This window comes from Nocardia sp. NPDC058244, assembly GCF_042882065.1.
Taxonomy (GTDB): Bacteria; Actinomycetota; Actinomycetes; order Mycobacteriales; family Mycobacteriaceae; genus Nocardia.
In genome coordinates this window covers 240,705-262,368 of the sequence record NZ_JBHVWX010000002.1, presented here as the reverse complement: position 1 = coordinate 262,368, position 21,664 = coordinate 240,705, and the positions used below count along the sequence as shown (strand labels likewise).

Here is a 21,664-nt window from a genome sequence, read left to right as displayed (position 1 = left end):
GCTTGGTCCTCCCTGGGCGGGGCGGTCGCTGCCACGCTCGTCGACATGACCACCACAGCACTGATCACCGGCGCCAACAAGGGCATCGGCTACGAGACCGCGCGGGCGCTGGCAGCGCGGGGGATGACCGTTCTGGTCGGCGCGCGCGACGCGGGCCGAGGGGCCGCCGCCGTCGAGAAGCTGCGTGCCGAGGGCGCCGACGCGCGGCTGATCCGGCTCGACGTCACCGACGCCGCGTCCATCGCCGCCGCCGCCGCGCACATCGACGAAACCTGCGGCGTGCTGGACGTTCTCGTCAACAACGCGGGCATCGCGGGCAGCTTCGGCGCGCCATCGGCGACCGACCCGGCGATGATGCGCGAGGTCTTCGAGACCAACGTCTACGGTGTCGTCGCGGTCACCAACGCGATGCTGCCGCTGCTGCGCCGGGCGAAGGCCGCCCGCATCGTGAACGTGTCCAGCGAGGTCGGGTCCATCACCCTGATGATGGACCCCGACGGGCCGATGTGGCCAGCCGCCGCGGTCCCGTACCCCGCGTCGAAGACGGCGCTCACCATGCTCACCGCCATGTACGCCAAGGAACTCTGGGAAACCCCGATCAAGGTGAATGCCGCCAACCCGGGCTATTGCGCCACGGACTTCAACGCCGACAGCGGTTTCCGCACCGCCGAGCAGGGGGCCGAGGTCAGCGTCCACCTGGCGACACTGCCCGCGGACGGCCCCACCGGTCAGCTGTGGGGCTACCGGTGGGGCGCCGCCGACGGCGTCGAATACGGCGTCCTGCCGTGGTGAACCGAAAAGAGCACCGGACCCGGGCGCACCTTGTGAGTGCGGCACCGGGTCCGGTGTTCGATCGCCCCATGGTGACCGACGGTTGGCTCTGGGCCGTCGATCGGGGCGAGCTTGTGGTGGGAGCCGGGGTACGGCTCCGGGTCAGTGGGCCTCGGCGGCCGGCTCGGTGGTCAGCGCCGAGACGGCCGCGATCCGGGCGACGGCGTCGGCGACGATTCCGTCGATCAGCTCGGCCACGGTCGGCAGGCTGTCGATGATGCCGGTGACCTGGCCCGCGGGCAGCACGCCCGCGTCGGTGCGGCCCTCGACGAGCCCGGCCTTGGTCAGCATCGCCGAGTTCGCCGCCATCACGACCTGGGACCAGCTGAGGTCCTTGGTCTTGCGCATGGCGAGACCGTCGCGCATGATCGTCGACCACTTCATGCCGGTCATGGACTTGAACTTGGCCGCGTTGCCGACCGCCGCGGACAGTCCGCGCCAGCCACCGGAGTGCTCCAGCTTGTCGACCAGTTCGGTGTTCAGCATCCGGTGCGGCATGCCGTCGACCTTCACCGAGACCACCGTGTCCTGCAGGCCGCGCGCCAGGTACTCCTGCTTCACGGCCTCGGGGACGGTGCTCTCCTGGGTGAGCAGGAAGCGGGTGCCCATCGCGACACCGGCCGCGCCGTAGGACAGCGCGGCGGCCAGGCCACGACCGTCGAAGAAGCCGCCCGCCGCGACCACCGGGATGTCGACGGCGTCGAGCACCGACGGCAGCAGCAGTGTGGTGGCGACCGGGCCGGTGTGCCCACCGCCCTCGCCGCCCTGCACGATCACCGCGTCGGCGCCCCAGGAGGCCACCTTCACCGCGTGCTTGGCGGCGCCGATCGACGGAACCACCACCACACCGGCGTCTTTCAGCTTGGCGATGAGGTCCTTCTTCGGCGCGAGCGCGAAGGAGGCGACCTTGACCTGCTCGCGGATGAGCAGGTCGATGCGCTCGGTGGCGTCGGTCGCGTCGGCGCGGATGTTCACGCCGAACGGCTTGCCGGTGAGCGACTTGGTCTTGGCGATCGCCGCCTCGAGCTCCTCGAAGGTCATCGTGGCCGAGGCCAGGATGCCGAGGCCGCCCGCGTTGGCGGTGGCCGCGACCAGGCGCGGACCGGCGACCCAGCCCATGCCGGTCTGCACGACCGGATGCTCGATGCCGACCAGCTCCGTCAGCGGAGTCCGCAGCCGCGCGCTCACGCTGTCTCCTCTCGGCGTGCTCGGGCGGCCTCCGTGGTCACGCTCCGCTGCCGCCTCCGGCCGCTGACCGCTCACGCCGCCACTTCCTTCTCCCGGAAACCCTTGGGGTCGAGCACCGTACGGATGATCCGCAGCTCTTCCTCGGAGGGCAGCCTGGTCTCGCCCGCGGTTCCCAGCTCGGCGACCTCGAAGGAGGTGTTCTCGGCGACCTCGTCGGCGCTCACGCCCGGGTGCAGCGACAGCGCGCGCAGGGTGTGGTCGGGACCGTTGAAGTCGAACACGCCCAGGTTGGTCACCACGCGGTGCAGGTGGTGGAAGCGGTAGGCCGGGTTCTCGGGATCGATGCGGTCGTAACCGATGCCGGAGATGATGTCGACCTGATCGACGAACACCCGCTTGTTGTGCCGGGGCACGAAGTAGCTGGTGGCGTGGTTGATGGTGTTGCCCGGCGCGCCGCGCACACCGAACATCTGCCGGGTCGGCTGCTGCAGCGGACCGAAGGCCGACAGGTTCTGGTTGCCGAACCGGTCGATCTGGTTGGCACCCATCACCACGTGCCGACGGCCGGAGGCGACCACGTCGAACACCTTGGAGAACGGAATCCAGCCCTCGACCGGGGCTTTCGCGCCGATCGCCGGAACCTCGGCGAAGAACAGCGCCTCGCCGTCGGACAGCAGCAGGTCGGGCTCGAAGGTGAGCCGGGCCAGCCGGGCACCGATGGTGGTGACCGTCGACATCGGGCTCGCCATGATCTCGCCCGCTCCGCGGAAGATCTCCGCGGCGGCGACGACGCAGATCTCAGCACGGGTAATGCTCATAGCTTCTGCTCCTCGGCAAAGGCGGTGACAGCGGCCTGGTACTCGTCCTCGGAGACATCCAGGTAGCGAGCCTTGAACTCGGCCCACGACTCGGGAGTCGCCGCGGCGGCCACATAGTGCTTCTGGAACTTCTCGTCGCGGCCGTAGCTGCCGGAGAAGGTGAAGTGCGCGCCGCCGGGCGATTCGACGACGCCGTCGACCAGCATGCGGTTGAGGATGATCGACTGCTGCGGAACGGCTTTCACCAGTTCCTCGGTCTCGACGATGCGATCCACCGAGACGTAGCGCCGTTCGGCGGCCAGGCAGTAGAGGTCGTCGAAATACGGGTCGACGCCGGTGTAGGCGGCGTTGCCGTGCTTGTCGGCCAGATCCAGGTGCACGAAGGCGGCGTCGAGGTTCAGCGCCGGCATGGCGACGAGCGTCTCGGTCCGGCCGTCGGCGGCCGGGTACGGCGACTGGACCGTCGCCAGCTCGCCGTCCCAGAAGTCGATGACCGAGGAGCCCAGACCGGCCCGGATCGGCAGGAACGGCAGCCGGGCGGCCGCGGCCTGCAGACCGCACTTGACCATGCCCTCGTCCATCTCGCGCACGGTGATCGCGCCCTCGGTGCGCGCCTTGGCGAACCACGGATCGTAGAAGGGCGCCGAATCCAGCGAGACGAAGCCGTAGTACGCCTTGCGCACCTTGCCCGCCGAGCACAGCAGGCCCAGGTCGGGGCCGCCGTAGGTGACCACGGTCAGATCGGTGACGTCCGAGCGCAGCAGCGCGCGGACCAGCGCCATCGGCTTGCGCCGGGAACCCCAGCCGCCGATGCCGATGGTCATGCCGCTGCGCAGCTCGCCGACGACCTCGTCGAGCGTCATTCTCTTGTCGCGCATGGCGTCTACTTCTCCTTCTTCTGCGCGGCGAGATCGTCGTCGAAACGCGCCCGGATCTCATCGGCGACGCCGGCGAGGTTGAGCTCCATGGTGAAGCCCTGCTCGTAGCGGTAGGAGCGGTGCACGTCCTGCACGTCGATGCCGTTGAGCGCGCGCTTGGCGGCCCGGATCACGCGGCCGTCCTTGTTCGCGATGTTCTTGGCGACTTCCATGGCCGCGGCGTCGAGTTCGGCGCGCGGCACCACCTGGTACACCGAGCCGTAGTGGTGCAGCTGCTGGGCGGTGAGCTTGCCCGCGGTGTAGAACATGGTCCGCATCAGGTGCTGGGGGACCAGCCGGGCCAGGTGGGTGGCCGCGCCGAGCGCGCCACGGTCCACCTCGGGCAGGCCGAAGGTGGCGTCGTCGGAGGCGATGATCACATCCGAGTTGCCGACCAGGCCGATGCCGCCGCCGAGGCAGAAGCCGTTGACGGCGGTCACCACGGGGACCTCGCAGTCGTAGACGGCCGCGAAGGCGTCGAAGCAGCCGTGGTTCGCGCGGATCAGCGCGGTGTGGCCGGTGTCGGCGTTCATCTCCTTGATGTCGACGCCGGCGTTGAAGCCGCGGCCCTCGGCCCGCAGCACGACCACCCGGGTCTCCGGATTACGCCCGGCCGCCCGGACGGCGTCGGCCAGGGCGAACCAACCGTCGGACGGTAGTGCGTTGACCGGCGGGTAGTCGACAGTGACGACTTCGACGCCCTCGGTTTCGGTGTGACGGTTTATCCCCATCGCAAGTCCCATCGTGCGCGCCTCGGCGAACCCGAGACAAAGCAAGCAATTGCTTGGTAGGTTAGCACGGTGGCTGTAGAAATCGACCTTTCCGAGCAGATCGTTCTGGTGACAGGCGGAGTCCGCGGTGTCGGCGCCGGTATCAGCCGGGCCTTCCTCGCCGCGGGCGCGACCGTGCTGACCTGCGCGCGCAGGCCCGCCGACGAACCGATCACGGTGGGGGATCGCGGCACCGAACACCTCACCTGCGATGTGCGTGACCCCGACGCCGTCGCCGCGATGTTCGCCGAGATCGTCGCCAGGCACGGCCGGATCGACCATGTGGTGAACAACGCGGGCGGTGCCCCGTTCGCGATGGCCGACGCCGCGAGCCCCAAGTTCCACGCCAAGATCGTGGAGCTGAATCTGCTCGCGCCGCTGCTCATCTCGCAGCAGGCCAACGCGGTCATGCAGAAGCAGGACGCGGGCGGCTCGATCGTGATGATCACCAGCGTCAGCGGGCACCGGCCGTCGCCGGGCACCGCCGCCTACGGCGCCGCCAAGGCGGGCCTGGACAACCTGGCCACCTCGCTGGCCGTCGAATGGGCGCCCAAGGTGCGGCTCAACTCGGTGGTCGTCGGCCCGGTGGAGACCGAGCTCAGCCACCTGCACTACGGCGACGCCGACGGCGTGGCGGCCGTGGCGCGGACGGTGCCGCTCGGTCGCCTCGCCAACCCCGCCGACGTGGGCAACGCCGCGCTGTTCCTGGCCTCCCCGCTGGCCGCGCACGTCAGCGGCGCCACCCTGCTCGTCCACGGCGGCGGCGAACGCCCGGCCTTCCTGGACGCCGCCAACGCCAACCACTAGACCCACCGATAGACACAGGAGCTTTCACATGGACGACCAGCAGTTGATCTGCGCGGGCCGCACCGTCATCGTCACCGGCGCAGGCCGCGGGATCGGCCGCGCGCACGCGCTGGCCTTCGCCGCGGCGGGCGCGAAGGTGGTGGTCAACGATGTCGGCACCGCGCTCGACGGCGCCGCGACCACCGAGACCCCGGCCCAGCAGGTGGTCGACGAGATCGTCGCCGCCGGTGGCGAGGCCGTCGCCAACTACGACGACGTCGCCGACTGGGACGGCGCCCGCAACATGATCCGGCAGGCCATCGACACCTTCGGTGGCCTGGACGTGCTGGTCAACAACGCCGGCTTCGTGCGCGACCGGATGCTGGTCAACCTGGGCGAGGACGAGTGGGACGCGGTGGTCCGCGTGCACCTCAAGGGCCACTTCGCCACCATGCGGCACGCGGCCGAGTACTGGCGCGGCGAGGCCAAGGCCGGTCGTCCGGTCGACGCCCGCGTCATCAACACCAGCTCCGGCGCCGGTCTGCAGGGCAGCGTCGGCCAGGGCAACTACGGCGCGGCCAAGGCGGGCATCGCCGGTCTCACCCTCACCGCCTCGGCCGAGTTCGGCCGCTACGGCGTGACCGTGAACGCCATCGCGCCCGCCGCCCGCACCCGGATGACCGAGACGGTCTTCGCCGACACCATGGCCGCCCCCGACGCGGGCTTCGACGCCATGGCGCCGGAGAACATCTCCCCGCTCGTCGTGTGGCTCGGCAGCACCGAGTCGGCGGGCGTGACCGGCCGGATGTTCGAGGTCGAGGGCGGAAAGGTGGCGCTCGCGCAGGGCTGGCGCCACGGCGCCCCGGTCGACCGCGGTGCCCGCTGGAACCCCGCCGAGCTGGGTCCGGTGGTGGCCGAACTGATCGAGAAGAGCACTCCGCCGGAGCCGGTGTACGGCGCATAGCAAACTCTATGAGCGCAGGCCGGGGAAACCTCCCCGGCCTGCGCTTATGGCATGTCACACACGTTCAGGGGGCTGGACGACTCTTGCTCTCTTCTGCGTGGAATCAGGGGTGGGTTTACTATGGGCTACTGTTCGTCGATCCCGGAATGTGTCGCGACCGGGGGTAATGCTGCGCTGAAAAACTAAGGGGATGACAAGCGCATGGCCGTTGGTCGCATCTTGCGCGTACTTGCCGCTGCGAGCGTGCTGGCCGGTTCCGCTCTACTGGGGCCGGCGGTAGTCGCCGTCGCCGCACCGGAGAAACCGCCGACCCCCGCCGCGCAGGCGCCCGGGAGCGGCAGCAGCGGCCAGGACGACAACGGTCCCAGCAACGGTGGTCAGAACACCGGCAAGCCCACCGAACTGCGCCTCCCCAGCGGTTCCGGTGCCGGCACGCAGGGCAACGACAACGGTCAGAGCGGCACCCCCGGCGAGGCCGACGGCACCAACGCGAATGGCCCGGCCGATCCGCAGCACCCCGCGGGTGCGCCGGTCGCCGGCGAGGGTGAGTGGCAGCCGCTGACCATCCCCGGCCAGGTCGCCCAGGACATCCCCAAGAAGGAAGTCGCCGGTTCCGGTTCTGCCGCGGGTTCCGCGGCCGCCGGTTCGGCGGCGGGTTCGGCGGCCGCGGGCACGGGCTCGGCCGGTCTCGGCCTGCTGCTCGGTTCCGGTTCGGCGGGTGTCGGCGCGATTCTCGGCACCGGTTCGGCGGGCGTCGCCGCGGTCCTCGGTACCGGTTCGGCGGGCGCGGGCGCGGTCCTCGCGACCGGTTCGGCCGGTGCGGCCGCGGTGCTCGGTACGGGTTCGGCCGGTGCGGCCGCGGTGCTCGGCACCGGTTCGGCCGCCGTCGGCTCGGCCGCGGCGGGCACCGGGTCCGCCACCCTCGGCCTCGGCTCCGCCCTGCTCGGTACCGGTTCGGCGGCGGTGGGCTCGGCCGGTATCGGCTCGGCCGCCGTCGGCTCCGCGGGCGTCGGTTCGGCCGCGGTCGGTTCGGCTGCCGTCGGTTCCGCCGCGGTCGGTTCCGCCTCCCCGCTGCTGTTGTTGCTGCTGCTCCAGGTCCCTTCCGTCCCGGCCGCGCCTGCCCTGCCCTCGATCGCGATTCCACCCGCGCCCGGCGCGCCGTCGGTCTCCGCCCCGAATATCGCTGTGGCGGCACCGGTTCCGGCGGCGGCTCCGCCCGCCGTCGAAGCGCCCGCCGCGCCGCCCGCGGCCGCCGCGCCGGCGCCCGCGGCCAAGCCGAACCCCGAGTTCAAGCCGACCAGCGACAACAGCGGTCTGCCCGAACCGAAGCTGCTGTCGGTGATCGGCGGCCTGATCGCGTTGACCCTGGCCGGAACCGGTTCGGGCGCAGTGAGTTTCCAAGGTGCCGCGGCCGCCCAAGCACGGGTGAACGCGGCGCGTGCCGAATTCTTCGGACCGAGGTCGTGAGGGGATCTTCGATGAGCAAGAGCAAGACCCAGAGCACCTCCCGGTCTTATCGCCGCGTGGCCGCCGCCGTCGACGCGGTGTGCGCGGTCGCCGCCGACTCCGACGCGACCACCCTCGATGAGGTGGTCGCGGCGATCTCGCTGGAGCGGCAGCGCGAAATCGAGATCACCAGCGCGCAATTGGGCCCGGGCGTGTGCGGCCAGCGCCGGTTCTACCCGGAACGCGACATCATCGTCCTGGCCGACGCCCTGCCGAGCCGGGATCACACCCTCGCGCACGAACTCGGCCACATCGTCTTCGACCACGAAGGTGCCCCCGCGGTGGAGACGACGCTCGAGGTCAGCGACGACCTGATCGCCTACATGCTCAGTCAGCGCGCCCACGCGCAGATCGTCGACGACGGCGCCGACGATCTCGCCGAGTGGGAGGCCGAGACCTTCGCGGCCATGCTCATGACCCGGCTGCGCGTCTTCAACAACCGGGGCGCAGGCGTCTCGGTCCTTCGATTCGATGAGGCACTCGGATGACACTCTGGTTGACAGCCCTGCTGGTCTGGGTTGCCGCGGGTGCGCGAGTGGGTCGCGTGCTGGTGAAGCCCGCGACGACCGCCCGCGTCGCCATCGTCGTCGCGGTCGCCGCTGTCGCGCTCGCGTCGACCGTCGCGATTCCCGATATCGCGGTGGCCGTCGACAATCTGTTGCCCGGCGGGGTGCGTAGCGGGTGGTTGTCCACCGGCATCGTGGCTTCGGCGTGGATTCTGTTCACCACCGCCACCTCGGTGGTCGCCTCGGCCGCGTGGCCGGTGGTCTCGCGGCGCAATCTGCGCCAGATCGCGATGGTGGTCTACGGCATCGGCGCGCTCGCCATCGCGATCACGCTGGGGTGGTCGTTCACCTTCGGCTGGATCGTGGTCGCGCTCGGCGCGGTGTTCATCGTGACCACCGGTCTGCGCAATCTGGATTGGACCACCCTGGGTCGCGGCATCGCGATCTACACGGCGGGAACGGCTTTGGTCGCCGTGCTCGCGGTCGCCAACGCCGGCCGCGCCTTCCAGCACGCCGAGCCGTCCCCGCCCGGCGAGCCGACCTGGGGCTGGCAGGCCTGGGAGATCGCGAGCCTGCTGATCGCGTTCGGCGCGGTGTCGATCGTGGTCGAGTTGTGGTGGCGGGCCCGGATTCTGCTGCGCCGGATCCGGCCGTTGCACAAGCTGATGGTCGGCCGCTTCCCCGATGTGGTCGCGCCCGAGCAGAACGCCACGTCGACACAGCTCAAGGCGTCCGACCACGTGGCCCAGGTGATGGACGCGCTGTACCTGCTCTCCGGCAGCGGCATCGTCATCCCGGCGGCGGGCGAGCCGCCCGCGTCGGTACCGGAGCGGGCCGCGGTCGTCGCCGAGTGGGTGCGAGATCCGTTGGGGGACTTGTTCGTCGACGCGCGCTGGATCGCGCCCCCGCCCGGGGTGAGTCCGCGCGGCTGGGTGCTGGCGATCGCGTCCGAGTACGACTCGGTGGTCGCCGCTGCCGGCTCCGCGCCGAAGAGCGCCGCCGCTTCGAGCTGAAACGAGTACAGAGAACGGGCCTGAGCTGGTGGATCACACCGTCTCAGGCCCGTTCACTGTGCACGTATCCGTCTGTCACGGCCGGTCCCAGGACACCATCAGGTGCGTCAGGCCGACCGCTCTGTGGTTCCTATTCCGTTCCGTCCGGCGGAATTTCGGGCAAACCTTCGCTCGCCCGCAACTTCTCCGCCATGGAGGTGAGCAAATTCTGTGATTCTTCCGAGAGGTCGAATGCCCTGCTGGACAGTCGACGCAGCCCGTAGCCCTGCAGCTGCGCGAGCAGCTCCAGGTCGTGATCGATCTTGGCCGCGTAGATGTCGTTGAAGAAGTAGTCAGGCTTGACCTTGAAGAACTTCGCCAGGGCGGCCACCGTCTCGTCGGACGGGTTCGTTCGTTGTCCCGACCGCAGCTGCGAGAGATACGGCTTCGAGATCGGATGCCCGGAGGCAGTCAGCGCAGCCGCAACCTCTGCGTTGGTGTGCGGCTTGCGCCCCGGGGGATGCACGGTTTCGAACAGCTTGTTCAGCCGCGCCGCGAAATCAGCCATTGTGAGCCGCCCAATTCCCTTCACTGTACTAACAGTCGTTATCTCGGATACGTATCATTGATATTAGCGGCTCAGTAACTGAAAACCTACGCCTGATTCAGGATTTCTCTACGGTTTCCGACGCTCACCTGCGTGCAGGGGCCGCGACGGTCGCGTTTGCGGGTCACGCCAACGACTCTTGTGGAGCCGGAGGGTGCCCGGGTTCGTGCCCGTCGCGGGGTTCTTCAACCTTAGGTCGATGGTAGCCCAAAGTTAGCTGATGTCTCATGTTCCCCCTCGCCCCCTGGATTGTGTGGCGTACGACACGTTCCGGGCGCCCTGGGATGAATGTTCAACCTGGGCGCCCGGTTTCGGTGATCGTCAGTCTACAGGCGTTCGATGATCGTTCCGGTGGCGAGTGCGCCGCCTGCGCACATGAGCACCATGGCCGTGCCCTTGCCCGTTCGCTCCAGCTCGTGCAAAGCCGTCGTGATGAGCCGGGAGCCGGTGGAGCCGACCGGATGCCCGATTGCGATCGCACCGCCGTTGACATTTACCCGGTCCATGTCCGGCTGATGTACAGAAGCCCACGAAAGTGCGACGGAGGCGAATGCTTCATTGATCTCGAAAAGGTCGATATCCGAAATCTTCATTCCGGAGCGCTCGAGTAGCCGGGTGCACGCCTGCACCGGGCCGTCGAGGTGGAACTCCGGCTCCGCGCCGACGAGCACCTGGGTGCGGATGCGGGCCCGCGGGCGCAAACCCTTGTCGCGCGCGACGGTTTCGTCCATCAGCAGCACGGCGGCGGAGCCGTCGGAGATCTGCGACGAGGTGCCCGCGGTGTGGATGCCGTCGGCGACGACCGGCTTGAGCGCGGCCAGGCCCTCGAGCGTGGTGGCCCGCAGGCCCTGGTCCCTGGTCATCTCGAACTTCTCGCCGGTGGCGTTGCCCTCGCTGTCGAGCACCGGCGCCGAGACCGGGAGCACCTCGCGGTCGAAGCGGCCCTCGGCCCACGCCTGCGCGGCCAATTGCTGTGAGCGCAAACCGAATCCGTCGATATCGGCGCGGGTGATGCCGCGCCTGCGGGCGATTCGCTCGGCGGCGCCGAACTGGTCGGGCAGGTCGATCGACCACGACGCGGGCCGACGCGGGCCCGCCTCGGTGCCGACGTTCGCGCCCAGCGGCACCCGGCTCATGGCCTCGACGCCACACGCCATGCCGACGTCGATCGCGCCGGTCGCGATGAGGCCGGCGATGAGGTGGTTGGCCTGCTGGGCCGAGCCGCACTGGGCGTCGATGGTGGTGGCGCCGGTCTGCCAGGGCAGGCCCGCGTGCAGCCACGCCACCCGGGTGACGTTGTTGGACTGCTCGCCCGCCTGGGTGACGCAGCCGCCGATCACCTGCTCGACCTCGGCCGGATCGATGCCGGCCCGGTCGAGCAGCCCGCGCTGTGCCAGGCCGAGCAGTTCGGCCGCGTGCAGTCCCGAAAGCTGTCCGCGGCGCTTACCGATCGGAGTACGCACGGCCTCGACGATGACGGGTGTGCCCATCTGATTCTCCCTCGTAACTGCAACAAGTTCTGTTCCTGTGCCCAGGGTAAAACCGCGTGGTTCTTCCGTCACGGCAACCCCTGTGCTTGAATGATTGTAGAACGTGTTTCAGTTTGTCGAAGGAGACATCTGGTGGTAGATCCGCGCACCGAACACGCCGGCCCCGGTCACGCGACGGGTACCCGGCCGAACCTGCCGGACGGGTTCGACGTCACCGACCCCGATATCTACGCCGAGCGTGTCCCGGTGGAGGAGTTCGCCGAGCTGCGGCGGGCCGCCCCCATCTGGTGGAATGCGCAGTCGCCCGACGTCGGCGGTTTCCATGACGACGGCTTCTGGGTGGTGAGCAAGCACGCCGACGTGAAGGAAGTGTCGCGACGCAGCGATGTGTTCTCCACCTACGAGAACACCGCGATCCCGCGCTTCAACGACGACATCCAGCGCGAGCAGATCGAGCTGCAGCGATTCGTCATCCTCAACAAGGACGCGCCGGAGCACACCAAGCTCCGCAAGCTGATCGCCAAGGGCTTCACCCCGCGCGCGGTCAACGGCCTGCGCGCCGAGCTGTCGGACCGGGCCGAGAAGATCGTCAAGGCCGCCGCCGAGGCGGGCTCGGGCGACTTCGTCACCCAGGTCGCCTGTGAGTTGCCGCTGCAGGCGATCGCCGAGCTGATCGGCGTGCCGCAGGAAGACCGGATGAAGGTCTTCGAGTGGTCCAACGACATGACCGGCTACGACGATCCCGACAATGTCGACATCGATCCGGTCGCCGCGTCGATGGAACTGCTGGGCTACTCGTACCAGATGGCCGAGGCGCGCAAGGCCAACCCGACCGACGACCTGGTCACCACGCTGATCGAGGCCGACGTCGACGGCGAGGCGCTCACCCCGGAGGAGTTCGGCTTCTTCGTCATCCTGCTCGCGGTCGCCGGTAACGAGACCACGCGCAACGCCATCAGCCACGGCATGGTCGCCTTCATGGAGAACCCCGACCAGTGGGAGCTCTTCAAGAAGGAGCGCCCGTCCACCGCGGTGGACGAGATCATCCGCTGGGCGACCCCGGTCACCTCCTTCCAGCGCACCGCGCTCGAGGACACCGAGCTCGGCGGCGTGCAGATCAAGAAGGGGCAGCGTCTGGTGATGCTGTACCGCTCGGCCAACTTCGACGAGGACGTCTTCGAGAACCCGGAGAAGTTCGACATCATGCGGGCCGACAACCAGCACCTGGCCTTCGGCGGCACCGGCGCGCACTTCTGCGTCGGCGCGAACCTGGCCCGGCTCGAGGTCGACCTGATCTTCAACGCGATCGCCGACCACCTGCCCGACATCACCAAGGTCGCCGACCCCAAGCGCCTGCGCTCGGGCTGGCTCAACGGCATCAAGGAACTGCCGGTCGACTACAAGACCTCCGGGTGCCCGGTAGCGCACTGATATCCCGGAAACGAAACAGCCCCGGACCGAAAGGTCCGGGGCTGTTCTCGTCGGTGCGGTTCAGGAAACCTTGCGGGTGGTGGCCATGGCGCGGTCCACCTCCCAGAACGCGCGCAGGGCGGCGATCTTGCCCTCGGCGTCGACCTTGTAGGTGAACACGCCCTCGGCATCGATCACGTGACCCGCCATGGTGGTGCGGATCCGGCCGGTGAAGGCGATCTCGCTGCCGCAGGCGAAGGAGTCCTCGAAGAGGAACTCGATCGACTCGGTCAGCGCGATGGCCTTGTCCCAGAACGCGCCGATCGCCTCGTGGCCGCGATGGCCGACGCCCTCGGGGTCGAAACCCGAAGGGCCGACCGGGTCTTCGACGATCCCGTCGGTCGCGAACAGGGCGACCCAGGCCGCCCGGTCCCTGGCCCGCACCGCGGCCTGGGAGGCCAGGCCCGCCGCGCGTGCCGAACGATCGACCACTGTCTCGCTCATGCCTCGTCCTTCCCGATGATGGGGTCGGCGATGTACTTCGCGGCGAACTTGCGCAGCGAGTCCTGCTTGGCCGCCAGCTCGCCGTCGAAGCCGATGCCGTCGGACAGCCACGGCACCACGATGGTGTCGGTGACGCCGGCGTCGGCCAGGTCCTGGTAGCCGTCGCGGCCGAACTTGTCGATGCACACGGCCTGGATCTCGAACGGCACGTCGGACCGGTCGTACTCCGCGCGCAGCTCGCGCAGGCTGGCGATGGTGGTGACCAGGTCGTCGAACTTCATCATCGCCGAGGTCCAGCCGTCACCGATCTTGGCGGCCCGGCGCAGCGCCGGGCCGGTGTGCCCGCCGACGTAGAACGGCACCCGCTCGCTCGGCGCCGGGCTGATCTGCAACTCGTCGAAGTCGAAGAACTCGCCGTGGTACTCGACCATGCCGCCGTCGAGCACCAGCCGGATGATCTCGATCATCTCGTCGACCCGGGCGCCGCGGCGGGCGTAGGGAACCCCGCACCACTCGAATTCCTCCGGGGCCCAGCCGATCCCGATGCCGAAGCCGAAGCGGTTGCCCGACATGTTGGCGATCGAGCCGACCTGACGGGCCAGCAGCAGCGGATTGCGCGAGCCGAGCTTGAGGACGTTGGTGTAGAACCGCAGCGTCGTGGTCACCGCGGCCATCGAGGCCGCGGCGATCAACGGGTCGACCCACGGCGTCTCCGGACCCCAGAACCGGCTGCCGTCCGGGGTGTACGGGTAGTCGGCCGCCTGGGACTTCATGTAGAACAGCGAGTCGGGCAGGCCGATCGAGGCGAATCCGCATTCTTCGGCCGTCTTGGCCAGCTCGGTGAGCTGGTCGAGCGGGCTCAGTGCGACACCGAGGGTGAACTTCATTCCGGTCGCTCGCTTCCCACGACCCACATCGAGAAGTACTGGGAGCCACCGCCGTACGCGTGGCCCATCGCCTTGCGGGCGTTCTCGACCTGGTAGTCGCCCGCGCGGCCCATGACCTGCTTGGCCGCTTCGGCGAAGCGGATCAGGCCGGAGGCGCCGATCGGGTTGGAGGAGAGCACGCCGCCCGACGGGTTCACCGGAATCCGGCCGCCGATCTCGGTCTCGCCCTTGTCGGTGAGCTTCCAGCCGTCGCCCTCGGCCGCGAAGCCCAGGTTCTCCAGCCACATCGGCTCGAACCAGGAGAACGGCACGTAGATCTCGGCGACGTCGATCTCCTCGAGCGGGTCGGTGATCCCGGCCGACTTCCACAGCGCGGCGGCCGCGTCCCGGCCCGCCTGCGGATTCACCTGGTCGCGGCCCGCGAAGGTGGTCGGCTCGGTGCGCATCGCGGTGCCGTGCACCCAGGCGACCTTCTTGCCTTGGGCCTCCACCACCGCGGCGGCCTCGGCGTTGCCGATCACCAGGGCGCAGGCGCCGTCGGAGGACGGGCAGGTCTCGTCGAACCGGATCGGGTCCCACAGCATCTGCGAGGCCAGCACCGATTCCATGGTGATGTCGGGCTGGTGCAGATGGGCGAGCGGGTTCTTGGCGCCGTTGCGCCGGTCCTTCACCGCGACCATCGCGCCGATGTGCGCCGGGGCGTTGGAGCGGCGGATGTAGGAGCGCACGTGCGGGGCGAAGTAGCCGCCCGCGCCCGCGCCGACCGGCATGGTGAACGGCACCGGAATCGACAACGCCCACATGGCATTCGACTCCGACTGCTTCTCCCACGCGATCGCGAGCACCTTGCCGTGCACGCCCGCCTGCACCAGGTTGGCGGCCACGACACCGGTGGAGCCGCCGACCGAACCGGCGGTGTGCACGCGCAGCAGCGGCTTGCCGACGGCACCGAGGGCCTCGGCGAGATACAGCTCCGGCATCATGACGCCCTCGAAGTAGTCGGGCGCCTTGCCGACGACGACGGCGTCGATGTCGTCGATGGTCAGGCCCGCGTCGTCGAGCGCGCGATCGATCGCCTCACGGCACATGCCCGCCATGGACACGTCCGCACGCTTCGTCACGTGATGAGTTTGGCCGGTGCCGAGCACCGCCGCGGGGAAGCTCATCGTGCCTCCGATTCCAGAACGGCGACCAGGTTCTGCTGCAGCGCGGGGCCGCTGGTCGCATGAGCGAGGGTCCGGTTCGCGCCGCCGGAGATGATCGCGGTGGCGGCATTGCCGATCCGCTCCAGACCGGCCGCGAACATCGGGTTGGCGGCGAGTGCGCCGCCGGACGGGTTGATCGTGGTCCCGGCGGGCAGGCCGATGGCCTCGGCCAGGATCAGCTGCTGATGACTGAACGGCGCGTGCAGCTCGGCCAGGTCGAAGCCGGTGGTGTCGCCCCGGGTGGCCGCCGCGGCCGCCGCGGTCGCCGACGGCGCGCGGGTGAGGTCGCGTCCGCCGAGCGCCTGGGCATCGATGTTGTGCGCGATTCCGGTGATCCACGCCGGGCGCTCGCACAGCTCCCGGGCCCGATCGCCGACCGCGAGCACGATCGCGGCGGCACCGTCGGTCACCGGCGCGATGTCGTGGGCGCGCAGCGGATCGGCGACATACGGCGCGGCCAGCAGCGCGTCGATGTCACCGCCTGCGACGGCGGCCATCTCCTGCTCGGTCCAGCGGCCCGCGTCCAGCCCGGCCCTGGCCTGCAGACCCGCGATCGACACGGCGTCCGGCCACAGCGGCCCGACCAGGTACGGATCGAGCTGCATGGTCAGCACCTGCTGGATGGACGCCGCGGCCGAGGACTTGCCGAAGCCGTAGACGAGCGCGGTCTCGGCCTGGCCGGACAGCAGCTTCACCCACGCCTCGTACAGCGCCCAGGCCGCGTCCATCTCGACGTGCGACTCGTTGATCGGCGGCACGGCGCCGATCGCGTCGACCGCGGAGATGAACGAGAAGGCGCGGCCGGCCAGGAAGTCCGACGACCCGGAGCACCAGAAGTCGATATCGGACTTGGTGATGCCGAGATCGGCGTAGAGCTGCTGGAAGCACGGCACGAGCATCTCGACGCCGTTGGTGGTGCCGAAGGTCTCCGGCACGTGCGGTGCGTGGGCGAATCCCACCACCGCGATTTCTGGTGTACTCAACGTCGCCTCTCAGAGGTGGTGCTGGTAGGACTCGTACGGGGCATCTGGCTCGCCGGACGGCCGGAAGTGATCGATATTGGCCAGCGCGTGGCCCCATTCCTCGCGGGGTTTCCACACCGCCTCGACCCGCATACCCATCCGCACCTCCGCGGCATCGCAGCCGAGAACCAGGTGCAGGAACGGGATGTCGGCGCCGTCGAGTAGCACGTAGGCGGCCACATACGGCGGCTTGATGCGCTGGCCGAGGAACGGCACGTTGACGATGCAGAAGGTGGTCACCGTGCCCCGGTCGGGCAGTTCCACCAGATCGTCGGTGGGCGTACCGTCGGTCGGGTTGGCCCCGCGCGGCGGGAAGTACACCTTGCCACCGGCCTCGGACCGGCCGCCGATCAGTTTGCCTTCGGCCAGACCGCGCAGGTAGACGCTCTCCTGAGGGGACGCGGTGTGCTTGTAGCTCAGATCGACGGGGGTGGTCAGCACGGTCACCGGCTCGGCGGGGTCGCCGGCGGGTGCCGCCTGCTCGACGGTCTCGCCCGGCTCGAAGCAGGCGATATCGGTGATGCTGCCGGTCGGCTCGTCGGCCCACCGGACACGCACCCGCATTCCGGTGTGCACTTGCGCGGGGTCGGTCACGTCCAGCGCGTGCAGCAGTGCCGTGTCGGCACCGTCGAGCTGGATCAACGCCCATGCGAACGGGCGGTCGAACGGCTGTCCTTGCAGCGGTTCGGCCACCCACGTCCACGACTGCACCGTGCCGGTCGGCGCGACCTCGATCAGCTCGGCCAGCGGGGCCGAGGTGATCGGGTCGTATTCCTGCGCCGGCACCAATACCCGGCCGTCACTGCCGCGCACGCCGAGTATCCGGCGGTCGCGCAGTCCGGTCAGGAAGGCGCCGATGATGGGTCCGACGGACCTGGTGTAGTCGAACTGCACCCGAAGGGGTGCACTCAATACTTCCACTGCGGTATTCCCCTGGGTCACGATATCGAGTAGAACAGGTTCTTATTCTGCTGGCAAGGATTCGCCGGAAAGGGCGTCGGTCATGAAATTCGGACTGCAACTCGGTTACTGGGGTGCGCAGCCGCCCGCCAACGCAGGCGAGCTGGTGATCGCGGCCGAGGAAGCGGGCTTCGACGCGGTGTTCGCGGCCGAGTCGTGGGGCTCGGACGCCTTCACGCCGCTGGCCTGGTGGGGTTCGTCGACCGAGCGGGTTCGCCTCGGCACCTCGGTCGCGCAGCTCTCGGCCCGCACGCCCGCCGCGGCGGCGATGCACGCGCTCACCCTCGATCACCTCAGCGGCGGCCGGGCCATTCTCGGCCTCGGCGTCTCCGGGCCGCAGGTGGTGGAGGGCTGGTACGGGCAGCCGTTCGCGCAGCCGCTGCGCCGCACCCGCGAGTACGTCGACATCGTGCGCCAGGTGCTGGCCCGCGAGGCCCCGGTGACCTCGGACAGCAAGTACTACGGCCTGCCCTACGCCGGTCCCGGCGCCACCGGCATGGGCAAGCCGCTCAAGCCGATCGTGCATCCGCTGCGCGCCGACCTGCCGATCTGGCTGGGTGCGGAGGGTCCGAAGAACGTCGCCCAGACCGCCGAGATCGCCGACGGCTGGCTCGCGATCTACTACGCCCCGCGCCTGGCCGGCATGTACAACGAGTGGCTCGACGAGGGTTTCGCGCGGCCGGGCGCCCGGCGCAGCAGGGCCGATTTCGAGATCGCCGCCAGCGCGCAGGTGGTCCTCACCGACGACCCGGCCGCCGAGATCGAGCGGATGCGCTGGGTGACCTCGCTCTACATCGGTGGCATGGGCGCGCCGGAGCTGAATTTCCACGCGCAGGTCTACAAGCGGATGGGGTACAGCGCCGAGGTCGACGAGATCTCCGCGCTGTTCCAGGCGGGCCGCAAGGCCGAGGCCGCCGCCGCGGTGCCCGACGAGCTGATCACCGACACCGCGATCTTCGGCGACGAGGCGCACGTCCGCACGCGACTGAAGGAATGGGAGGACGCCGGCGTGACGATGATGCTGATCTCGGTTTCCGACGCCGAACAACTTCGTCGGCTTCAGGCTCTTGTAACCTAGCGGCCGTCCGAATTTCGTGGCTGCAAACCCCTTGCCCACTAGTAGAACAGGTTCTAAATTCGATGGGGTGAGCAGCCAGCAGACAACGGAAGTCCTCGGACTGTGGAATATCGCCGCGGCCGATCCCGAGCGGATCGCCGTCGTCGACCCGGACGGCAGGGAGATCACCTATCGAGAATTGGCCACCCTCGCCAACCGCTACGCCAACGGACTACGCGGCATCGGATTGCGCACCGGCGACGTGGTCGTCAGCATGCTGCACAACGGTGTGGAGGCGATCGCCGCGTACTTCGCCGCCTACCAGGCGGGGCTGTACATCGTCGCGGTGAACTGGCACCTCACCGCGCCGGAGATCGCCTACATCCTCGGCGACAGCGAGGCCGCGGCCTTCCTGGCCAGTGAGCGGTTCGCCGCCACCGCCGCCGAGGCCGCCGATCTCGCGAATCTGCCCGCCGACGCCCGCTTCTCGGCGGGCACCATCGAGGGCTTCCGCCCGGTGTCGTGGCTCGGTGCCGCCGACACCGGCCGCCCCGACGAGCGCTCGGTCGGCGCGCCGATGCTCTACACCTCGGGCACGACCGGCCGCCCCAAGGGCGTCCGCCGCCCGCTGACCGGCGCCGATCCCGACCAGGTCCCCGCGCCGAACAAGGCCTTCTTCGCCCTGTTCGAGCTCGCGCCCTACGACGAGCACGTGCACATCTGCGGCTCGCCGCTCTACCACACGGCCGTGCTGAACTTCTCGACCATCTCGATCCAGATGGGCCACAAGCTGGTGCTGATGGATCGCTGGGACGCCGAGGACATGCTCGCGCTGATCGAGCGGCACAAGGTGACACACAGCCACATGGTGCCCACCCAGTTCCATCGCCTGCTCGCCCTGCCCGAGGACGTGCGCGCCCGCTACGACGTGTCCTCGCTGCGCAGCATGGTGCACGGCGCCGCGCCGTGCCCGCAGGCGACCAAGCGGCAGATGCTCGAGTGGTGGGGTCCGGTCGTCACCGAGTACTACGCGGCCACCGAGGGCGGCGGCACGGTGATCAACGGGACCGAGTGGCTGAACAAGCCCGGCTCGGTCGGCAAGGCCTGGCCGTGGTCGGTCATCAAGATCCTCGACGAGACCGACGGCTCCGAACTGCCCGCGGGCAAAGAGGGCATGGTCTACATGAAGATGGGCGCGTCCAGCTTCGAGTACCACCACGCCAAGGAGAAGACCGAGGAGTCGCGCGTCGGTGACCTGTTCACCGTCGGCGACATCGGCTACCTCGACGAGGACGGCTACCTGTTCCTCTGCGACCGCCGCTCCGACCTGATCCTGTCCGGTGGCGTGAACATCTACCCGGCCGAGATCGAGGGTGTGCTGATGAGCCACCCGAAGGTGGCCGACGTGGCGGTTCTCGGTGTGCCCGACCCGGATTGGGGTCAGCAGGTCAAGGCGTTCGTGCAGCCGGTCGACGGCGCCGCCGGCGACGACGCGCTCACCGCCGAGATCCTCGAGTTCGCGGCCGGTCAGCTCGCCAAGTACAAGCTGCCCCGCACGGTGGAATACCGCGCGGAGCTGCCCCGCGATCCCAACGGCAAGCTGTACAAGCGCCGCCTGCTCTGAAAGATGTTCCCGCTCAGACGGCTTCGCGCCACTCCGGCGCGAGCCCGAAGAGCGGGAACAACTTCTCGGTGTCGAGGAAGAAGTTCAGGCCCGAGATGGTGTCGCCCTCGAGCTCGAGCACGGTGATCGACCACGGCACCCACACGCCGGGCTCCCCACTGGGCTTGTAGTGGCCGAAGGCGGGCAGGCCGTTGGCGCCGTCCAGCGGCACCATGCGCGAATCGCGGCACGCGCTGCCCGTGCTGAGCATGAACGCGGCCACATTCTCCGGCCCGGAGATCCAGAGATCGAAAGGCGGCATCGACAGCGCCACATCGGCTTTGAGCAGCGTGGTGAGCGCGTCCATGTCGTAGGCCTCGAACGCCTTCACGAAATCGTCGACCAGCTTGCGCTGCTCGGGATCGGTCTCGTCGAAACCGTCGGTGACGGTCGGCTGGACCTTCGACATGGTGGCGCGGGCCCGTTGCAGCGCGCTGTTCACCGACGCGGGCGACATCATCAGCGCCTCGGCGGTCTCACCCGCGGAGAAGCGCAGCACCTCACGCATGATCAGGATGGCGCGCTGGGTCGCCGGCAGATGCTGGCAGGCCGCCACGAACGCCAGGCGCAGCGTGTCCTTGGCCGAGGCGTGCTCGGCCGGGTCGGCGCCGAAGGCGAGCGCGTTCGGGATCGGCTCGATCCACACGTAGTCGGGCTGCGGCGCGGGCAGCGGGGAATCCGGGCGACCTGGACCGTTGAGGTCCATCGGTCTGGCCCGGCTCTGCGGCCGGTCGAGCATGTCCAGACAGATATTGGTGGCGATCTTGTACAGCCACGAGCGCAGACTCGCGCGGCCCTCGAACGAATCGTAGGAGCGCCAGGCGCGGGTGAAGGTCTCCTGTACCGCGTCCTCGGCCTCGAACGAGGAGCCGAGCATGCGGTAGGCGTACGCGCACAATTCGCGCCGGTGGGTTTCGAATTCGGCCAGGACTTCGGGGTCGGGGCCGGTGGTAGCGGTTGTGGCGTCGCTCATAGTTTCCCACGATGCCACAGGGGTCCGACACTCGACAGAGGAGAAAACGGACCATCGAAATTTCGCGAACTTCACCGCCGGTCGATGAATCGGCGGGCCGCGCGGCGTCTACATGAACGAGACCGCAACGACGTTCCCGAAAGGCTGACACCCATGAGCAGCAAGATGATCTTCATCAACCTCCCCGTCGCCGACCTCGACCGCTCGAAGAGCTTCTACGAGGCGCTCGGCTGGAAGGTCAACGAGGATTTCACCGATCAGAACGCGTCGTGCATCGTCATCGACGACAACATCTGCCTGATGCTGCTGACCAAGCCCTTCTTCTCGACCTTCAGCACCCGCCCGATCGCCGACACGATCAACACCGCCGCCGCCGGCTACGCGCTGTCGCTGGCCAGTGCGGCCGAGGTCGACGCGCTGACCGACGCCGCCGTCGCCGCGGGCGCCACCGAGGAGAAGAACGAGGACAAGCGGGCGCAGGAGGCCCAGGTGGGGATGCACGGTCGGACGTTCATCGACCCCGACGGCCACCAGTGGGAGCCGTTCTACATGAACTACCCGGGCGCGTAGGCATCCGGCGGAACAGGGCGCGAGGCGGCTGCCCGCGC

General features: G+C 69.1%; 22 protein-coding genes. 10 read left to right on the top strand and 12 right to left on the bottom strand.

Annotated features, from left to right (window positions below):
- The first annotated feature begins 45 nt into the window (after positions 1 to 45).
- A complete protein-coding gene (locus ACFVW6_RS07395; protein ID WP_378825218.1) occupies positions 46 to 792 on the top strand; it encodes an SDR family oxidoreductase in 747 nt (248 codons plus the stop codon).
- A 141-nt stretch (positions 793 to 933) separates the two neighbouring features.
- Here the strand turns inward: ACFVW6_RS07395 and ACFVW6_RS07390 are convergent, their stop codons facing one another.
- The 4 genes from ACFVW6_RS07390 to ACFVW6_RS07375 all read right to left on the bottom strand — a co-directional run bounded on the left by ACFVW6_RS07390 (position 934) and on the right by ACFVW6_RS07375 (position 4,485).
- Positions 934 to 2,019 carry an NAD(P)H-dependent flavin oxidoreductase gene (locus tag ACFVW6_RS07390; protein ID WP_378825220.1) on the bottom strand — a complete coding sequence of 362 codons (1,086 nt, stop codon included), beginning with the start codon at positions 2,017 to 2,019 and terminating at the stop codon, positions 934 to 936.
- A 71-nt stretch (positions 2,020 to 2,090) separates the two neighbouring features.
- A complete protein-coding gene (locus ACFVW6_RS07385; RefSeq protein ID WP_378825222.1) occupies positions 2,091 to 2,837 on the bottom strand; it encodes a CoA-transferase subunit beta in 747 nt (248 codons plus the stop codon).
- Complete coding sequence (locus ACFVW6_RS07380; protein WP_357346260.1) at positions 2,834 to 3,715, bottom strand: CoA-transferase; 882 nt, start codon at positions 3,713 to 3,715, stop codon at positions 2,834 to 2,836. Before ACFVW6_RS07380 ends, ACFVW6_RS07385 begins: the two co-directional genes overlap by 4 nt.
- Before the next feature lie 5 nt (positions 3,716 to 3,720).
- Positions 3,721 to 4,485 (bottom strand): enoyl-CoA hydratase family protein, encoded by a 765-nt coding sequence (locus tag ACFVW6_RS07375; protein ID WP_355270823.1) that lies wholly within the window; start codon positions 4,483 to 4,485, stop codon positions 3,721 to 3,723.
- A 69-nt stretch (positions 4,486 to 4,554) separates the two neighbouring features.
- Here ACFVW6_RS07375 and ACFVW6_RS07370 point away from each other — a divergent pair, with 69 nt between their 5' ends.
- The 5 genes from ACFVW6_RS07370 to ACFVW6_RS07350 all read left to right on the top strand — a co-directional run bounded on the left by ACFVW6_RS07370 (position 4,555) and on the right by ACFVW6_RS07350 (position 9,299).
- Positions 4,555 to 5,331 (top strand): SDR family oxidoreductase, encoded by a 777-nt coding sequence (locus ACFVW6_RS07370; RefSeq protein ID WP_355270825.1) that lies wholly within the window; start codon positions 4,555 to 4,557, stop codon positions 5,329 to 5,331.
- 28 nt (positions 5,332 to 5,359) lie between these two features.
- The gene (locus ACFVW6_RS07365) at positions 5,360 to 6,274 is read left to right on the top strand and encodes an SDR family oxidoreductase (protein WP_378825227.1); all 915 of its coding nucleotides are present in this window, start codon (positions 5,360 to 5,362) and stop codon (positions 6,272 to 6,274) included.
- A gap of 201 nt (positions 6,275 to 6,475) precedes the next feature.
- A complete protein-coding gene (locus tag ACFVW6_RS07360; RefSeq protein ID WP_378825229.1) occupies positions 6,476 to 7,741 on the top strand; it encodes a hypothetical protein in 1,266 nt (421 codons plus the stop codon).
- An 11-nt stretch (positions 7,742 to 7,752) separates the two neighbouring features.
- Positions 7,753 to 8,268, top strand: a complete 516-nt coding sequence (locus ACFVW6_RS07355) for an ImmA/IrrE family metallo-endopeptidase (RefSeq protein ID WP_019044757.1) — start codon at positions 7,753 to 7,755, stop codon at positions 8,266 to 8,268.
- Positions 8,265 to 9,299, top strand: coding sequence for a hypothetical protein (locus tag ACFVW6_RS07350; RefSeq protein ID WP_378825231.1), 1,035 nt, complete (start codon positions 8,265 to 8,267; stop codon positions 9,297 to 9,299). The genes ACFVW6_RS07355 and ACFVW6_RS07350 overlap by 4 nt, the downstream gene beginning before the upstream one ends.
- Positions 9,300 to 9,429: 130 nt before the next feature.
- Here the strand turns inward: ACFVW6_RS07350 and ACFVW6_RS07345 are convergent, their stop codons facing one another.
- Both ACFVW6_RS07345 and ACFVW6_RS07340 read right to left on the bottom strand, forming a co-directional pair.
- Complete coding sequence (locus ACFVW6_RS07345) at positions 9,430 to 9,846, bottom strand: helix-turn-helix domain-containing protein (protein ID WP_019044759.1); 417 nt, start codon at positions 9,844 to 9,846, stop codon at positions 9,430 to 9,432.
- A 365-nt stretch (positions 9,847 to 10,211) separates the two neighbouring features.
- Positions 10,212 to 11,375: a steroid 3-ketoacyl-CoA thiolase gene (locus tag ACFVW6_RS07340; protein WP_355270832.1), complete on the bottom strand. Its 1,164-nt coding sequence runs from the start codon at positions 11,373 to 11,375 to the stop codon at positions 10,212 to 10,214.
- A gap of 132 nt (positions 11,376 to 11,507) precedes the next feature.
- On the opposite strand from ACFVW6_RS07340, the gene ACFVW6_RS07335 reads away from it, so the two are divergent.
- Complete coding sequence (locus ACFVW6_RS07335) at positions 11,508 to 12,806, top strand: cytochrome P450 (protein WP_355270834.1); 1,299 nt, start codon at positions 11,508 to 11,510, stop codon at positions 12,804 to 12,806.
- A 60-nt stretch (positions 12,807 to 12,866) separates the two neighbouring features.
- Here the strand turns inward: ACFVW6_RS07335 and ACFVW6_RS07330 are convergent, their stop codons facing one another.
- Genes ACFVW6_RS07330 through ACFVW6_RS07310 form a run of 5 tightly spaced genes read right to left on the bottom strand, consistent with a single transcriptional unit; the run spans position 12,867 to position 17,345 of the window.
- On the bottom strand, positions 12,867 to 13,289 hold the full coding sequence (locus tag ACFVW6_RS07330) for a nuclear transport factor 2 family protein (protein ID WP_378825236.1): 423 nt from the start codon (positions 13,287 to 13,289) through the stop codon (positions 12,867 to 12,869).
- Positions 13,286 to 14,176: a TIGR03619 family F420-dependent LLM class oxidoreductase gene (locus tag ACFVW6_RS07325; RefSeq protein ID WP_378825238.1), complete on the bottom strand. Its 891-nt coding sequence runs from the start codon at positions 14,174 to 14,176 to the stop codon at positions 13,286 to 13,288. Before ACFVW6_RS07325 ends, ACFVW6_RS07330 begins: the two co-directional genes overlap by 4 nt.
- Positions 14,173 to 15,342, bottom strand: a complete 1,170-nt coding sequence (locus ACFVW6_RS07320; protein WP_355270839.1) for a thiolase domain-containing protein — start codon at positions 15,340 to 15,342, stop codon at positions 14,173 to 14,175. The genes ACFVW6_RS07325 and ACFVW6_RS07320 overlap by 4 nt, the downstream gene beginning before the upstream one ends.
- Positions 15,339 to 16,364 (bottom strand): thiolase domain-containing protein, encoded by a 1,026-nt coding sequence (locus tag ACFVW6_RS07315; RefSeq protein ID WP_357346265.1) that lies wholly within the window; start codon positions 16,362 to 16,364, stop codon positions 15,339 to 15,341. Before ACFVW6_RS07315 ends, ACFVW6_RS07320 begins: the two co-directional genes overlap by 4 nt.
- A 9-nt stretch (positions 16,365 to 16,373) precedes the next feature.
- Positions 16,374 to 17,345 carry a Zn-ribbon domain-containing OB-fold protein gene (locus ACFVW6_RS07310; protein WP_378825242.1) on the bottom strand — a complete coding sequence of 324 codons (972 nt, stop codon included), beginning with the start codon at positions 17,343 to 17,345 and terminating at the stop codon, positions 16,374 to 16,376.
- 61 nt (positions 17,346 to 17,406) lie between these two features.
- Between ACFVW6_RS07310 and ACFVW6_RS07305 the strand changes: the two genes are divergently transcribed.
- A complete protein-coding gene (locus tag ACFVW6_RS07305) occupies positions 17,407 to 18,441 on the top strand; it encodes an LLM class F420-dependent oxidoreductase (protein ID WP_378825244.1) in 1,035 nt (344 codons plus the stop codon).
- Positions 18,442 to 18,508: 67 nt separating this feature from the next.
- Entirely contained in the window at positions 18,509 to 20,044 is a 1,536-nt protein-coding gene (locus ACFVW6_RS07300) for an acyl-CoA synthetase (protein ID WP_357346267.1), read from the top strand.
- A gap of 13 nt (positions 20,045 to 20,057) precedes the next feature.
- Here ACFVW6_RS07300 and ACFVW6_RS07295 read toward each other — a convergent pair whose 3' ends face one another.
- Positions 20,058 to 21,056, bottom strand: a complete 999-nt coding sequence (locus ACFVW6_RS07295) for a sigma-70 family RNA polymerase sigma factor (RefSeq protein ID WP_378825247.1) — start codon at positions 21,054 to 21,056, stop codon at positions 20,058 to 20,060.
- Between the two features lie 153 nt (positions 21,057 to 21,209).
- Between ACFVW6_RS07295 and ACFVW6_RS07290 the strand changes: the two genes are divergently transcribed.
- Positions 21,210 to 21,626 carry a VOC family protein gene (locus tag ACFVW6_RS07290; RefSeq protein ID WP_355270848.1) on the top strand — a complete coding sequence of 139 codons (417 nt, stop codon included), beginning with the start codon at positions 21,210 to 21,212 and terminating at the stop codon, positions 21,624 to 21,626.
- Positions 21,627 to 21,664 lie beyond the last annotated feature (38 nt).

Bases quoted from the DNA above. Each gene is read 5' to 3' on its own strand.
- ACFVW6_RS07325 (WP_378825238.1), bottom strand. From the start codon at position 14,176: ATGAAGTTCACCCTCGGTGTCGCACTGAGCCCGCTCGACCAGCTCACC.
- ACFVW6_RS07375 (WP_355270823.1), bottom strand. From the start codon at position 4,485: ATGGGGATAAACCGTCACACCGAAACCGAGGGCGTCGAAGTCGTCACT.
- ACFVW6_RS07365 (WP_378825227.1), top strand. From the start codon at position 5,360: ATGGACGACCAGCAGTTGATCTGCGCGGGCCGCACCGTCATCGTCACC.
- ACFVW6_RS07320 (WP_355270839.1), bottom strand. From the start codon at position 15,342: ATGAGCTTCCCCGCGGCGGTGCTCGGCACCGGCCAAACTCATCACGTG.
- ACFVW6_RS07330 (WP_378825236.1), bottom strand. From the start codon at position 13,289: ATGAGCGAGACAGTGGTCGATCGTTCGGCACGCGCGGCGGGCCTGGCC.
- ACFVW6_RS07355 (WP_019044757.1), top strand. From the start codon at position 7,753: ATGAGCAAGAGCAAGACCCAGAGCACCTCCCGGTCTTATCGCCGCGTG.
- ACFVW6_RS07385 (WP_378825222.1), bottom strand. From the start codon at position 2,837: ATGAGCATTACCCGTGCTGAGATCTGCGTCGTCGCCGCCGCGGAGATC.
- ACFVW6_RS07295 (WP_378825247.1), bottom strand. From the start codon at position 21,056: ATGAGCGACGCCACAACCGCTACCACCGGCCCCGACCCCGAAGTCCTG.
- ACFVW6_RS07360 (WP_378825229.1), top strand. From the start codon at position 6,476: ATGGCCGTTGGTCGCATCTTGCGCGTACTTGCCGCTGCGAGCGTGCTG.
- ACFVW6_RS07380 (WP_357346260.1), bottom strand. From the start codon at position 3,715: ATGCGCGACAAGAGAATGACGCTCGACGAGGTCGTCGGCGAGCTGCGC.
- ACFVW6_RS07290 (WP_355270848.1), top strand. From the start codon at position 21,210: ATGAGCAGCAAGATGATCTTCATCAACCTCCCCGTCGCCGACCTCGAC.
- ACFVW6_RS07350 (WP_378825231.1), top strand. From the start codon at position 8,265: ATGACACTCTGGTTGACAGCCCTGCTGGTCTGGGTTGCCGCGGGTGCG.
- ACFVW6_RS07340 (WP_355270832.1), bottom strand. From the start codon at position 11,375: ATGGGCACACCCGTCATCGTCGAGGCCGTGCGTACTCCGATCGGTAAG.
- ACFVW6_RS07305 (WP_378825244.1), top strand. From the start codon at position 17,407: ATGAAATTCGGACTGCAACTCGGTTACTGGGGTGCGCAGCCGCCCGCC.
- ACFVW6_RS07345 (WP_019044759.1), bottom strand. From the start codon at position 9,846: ATGGCTGATTTCGCGGCGCGGCTGAACAAGCTGTTCGAAACCGTGCAT.
- ACFVW6_RS07395 (WP_378825218.1), top strand. From the start codon at position 46: ATGACCACCACAGCACTGATCACCGGCGCCAACAAGGGCATCGGCTAC.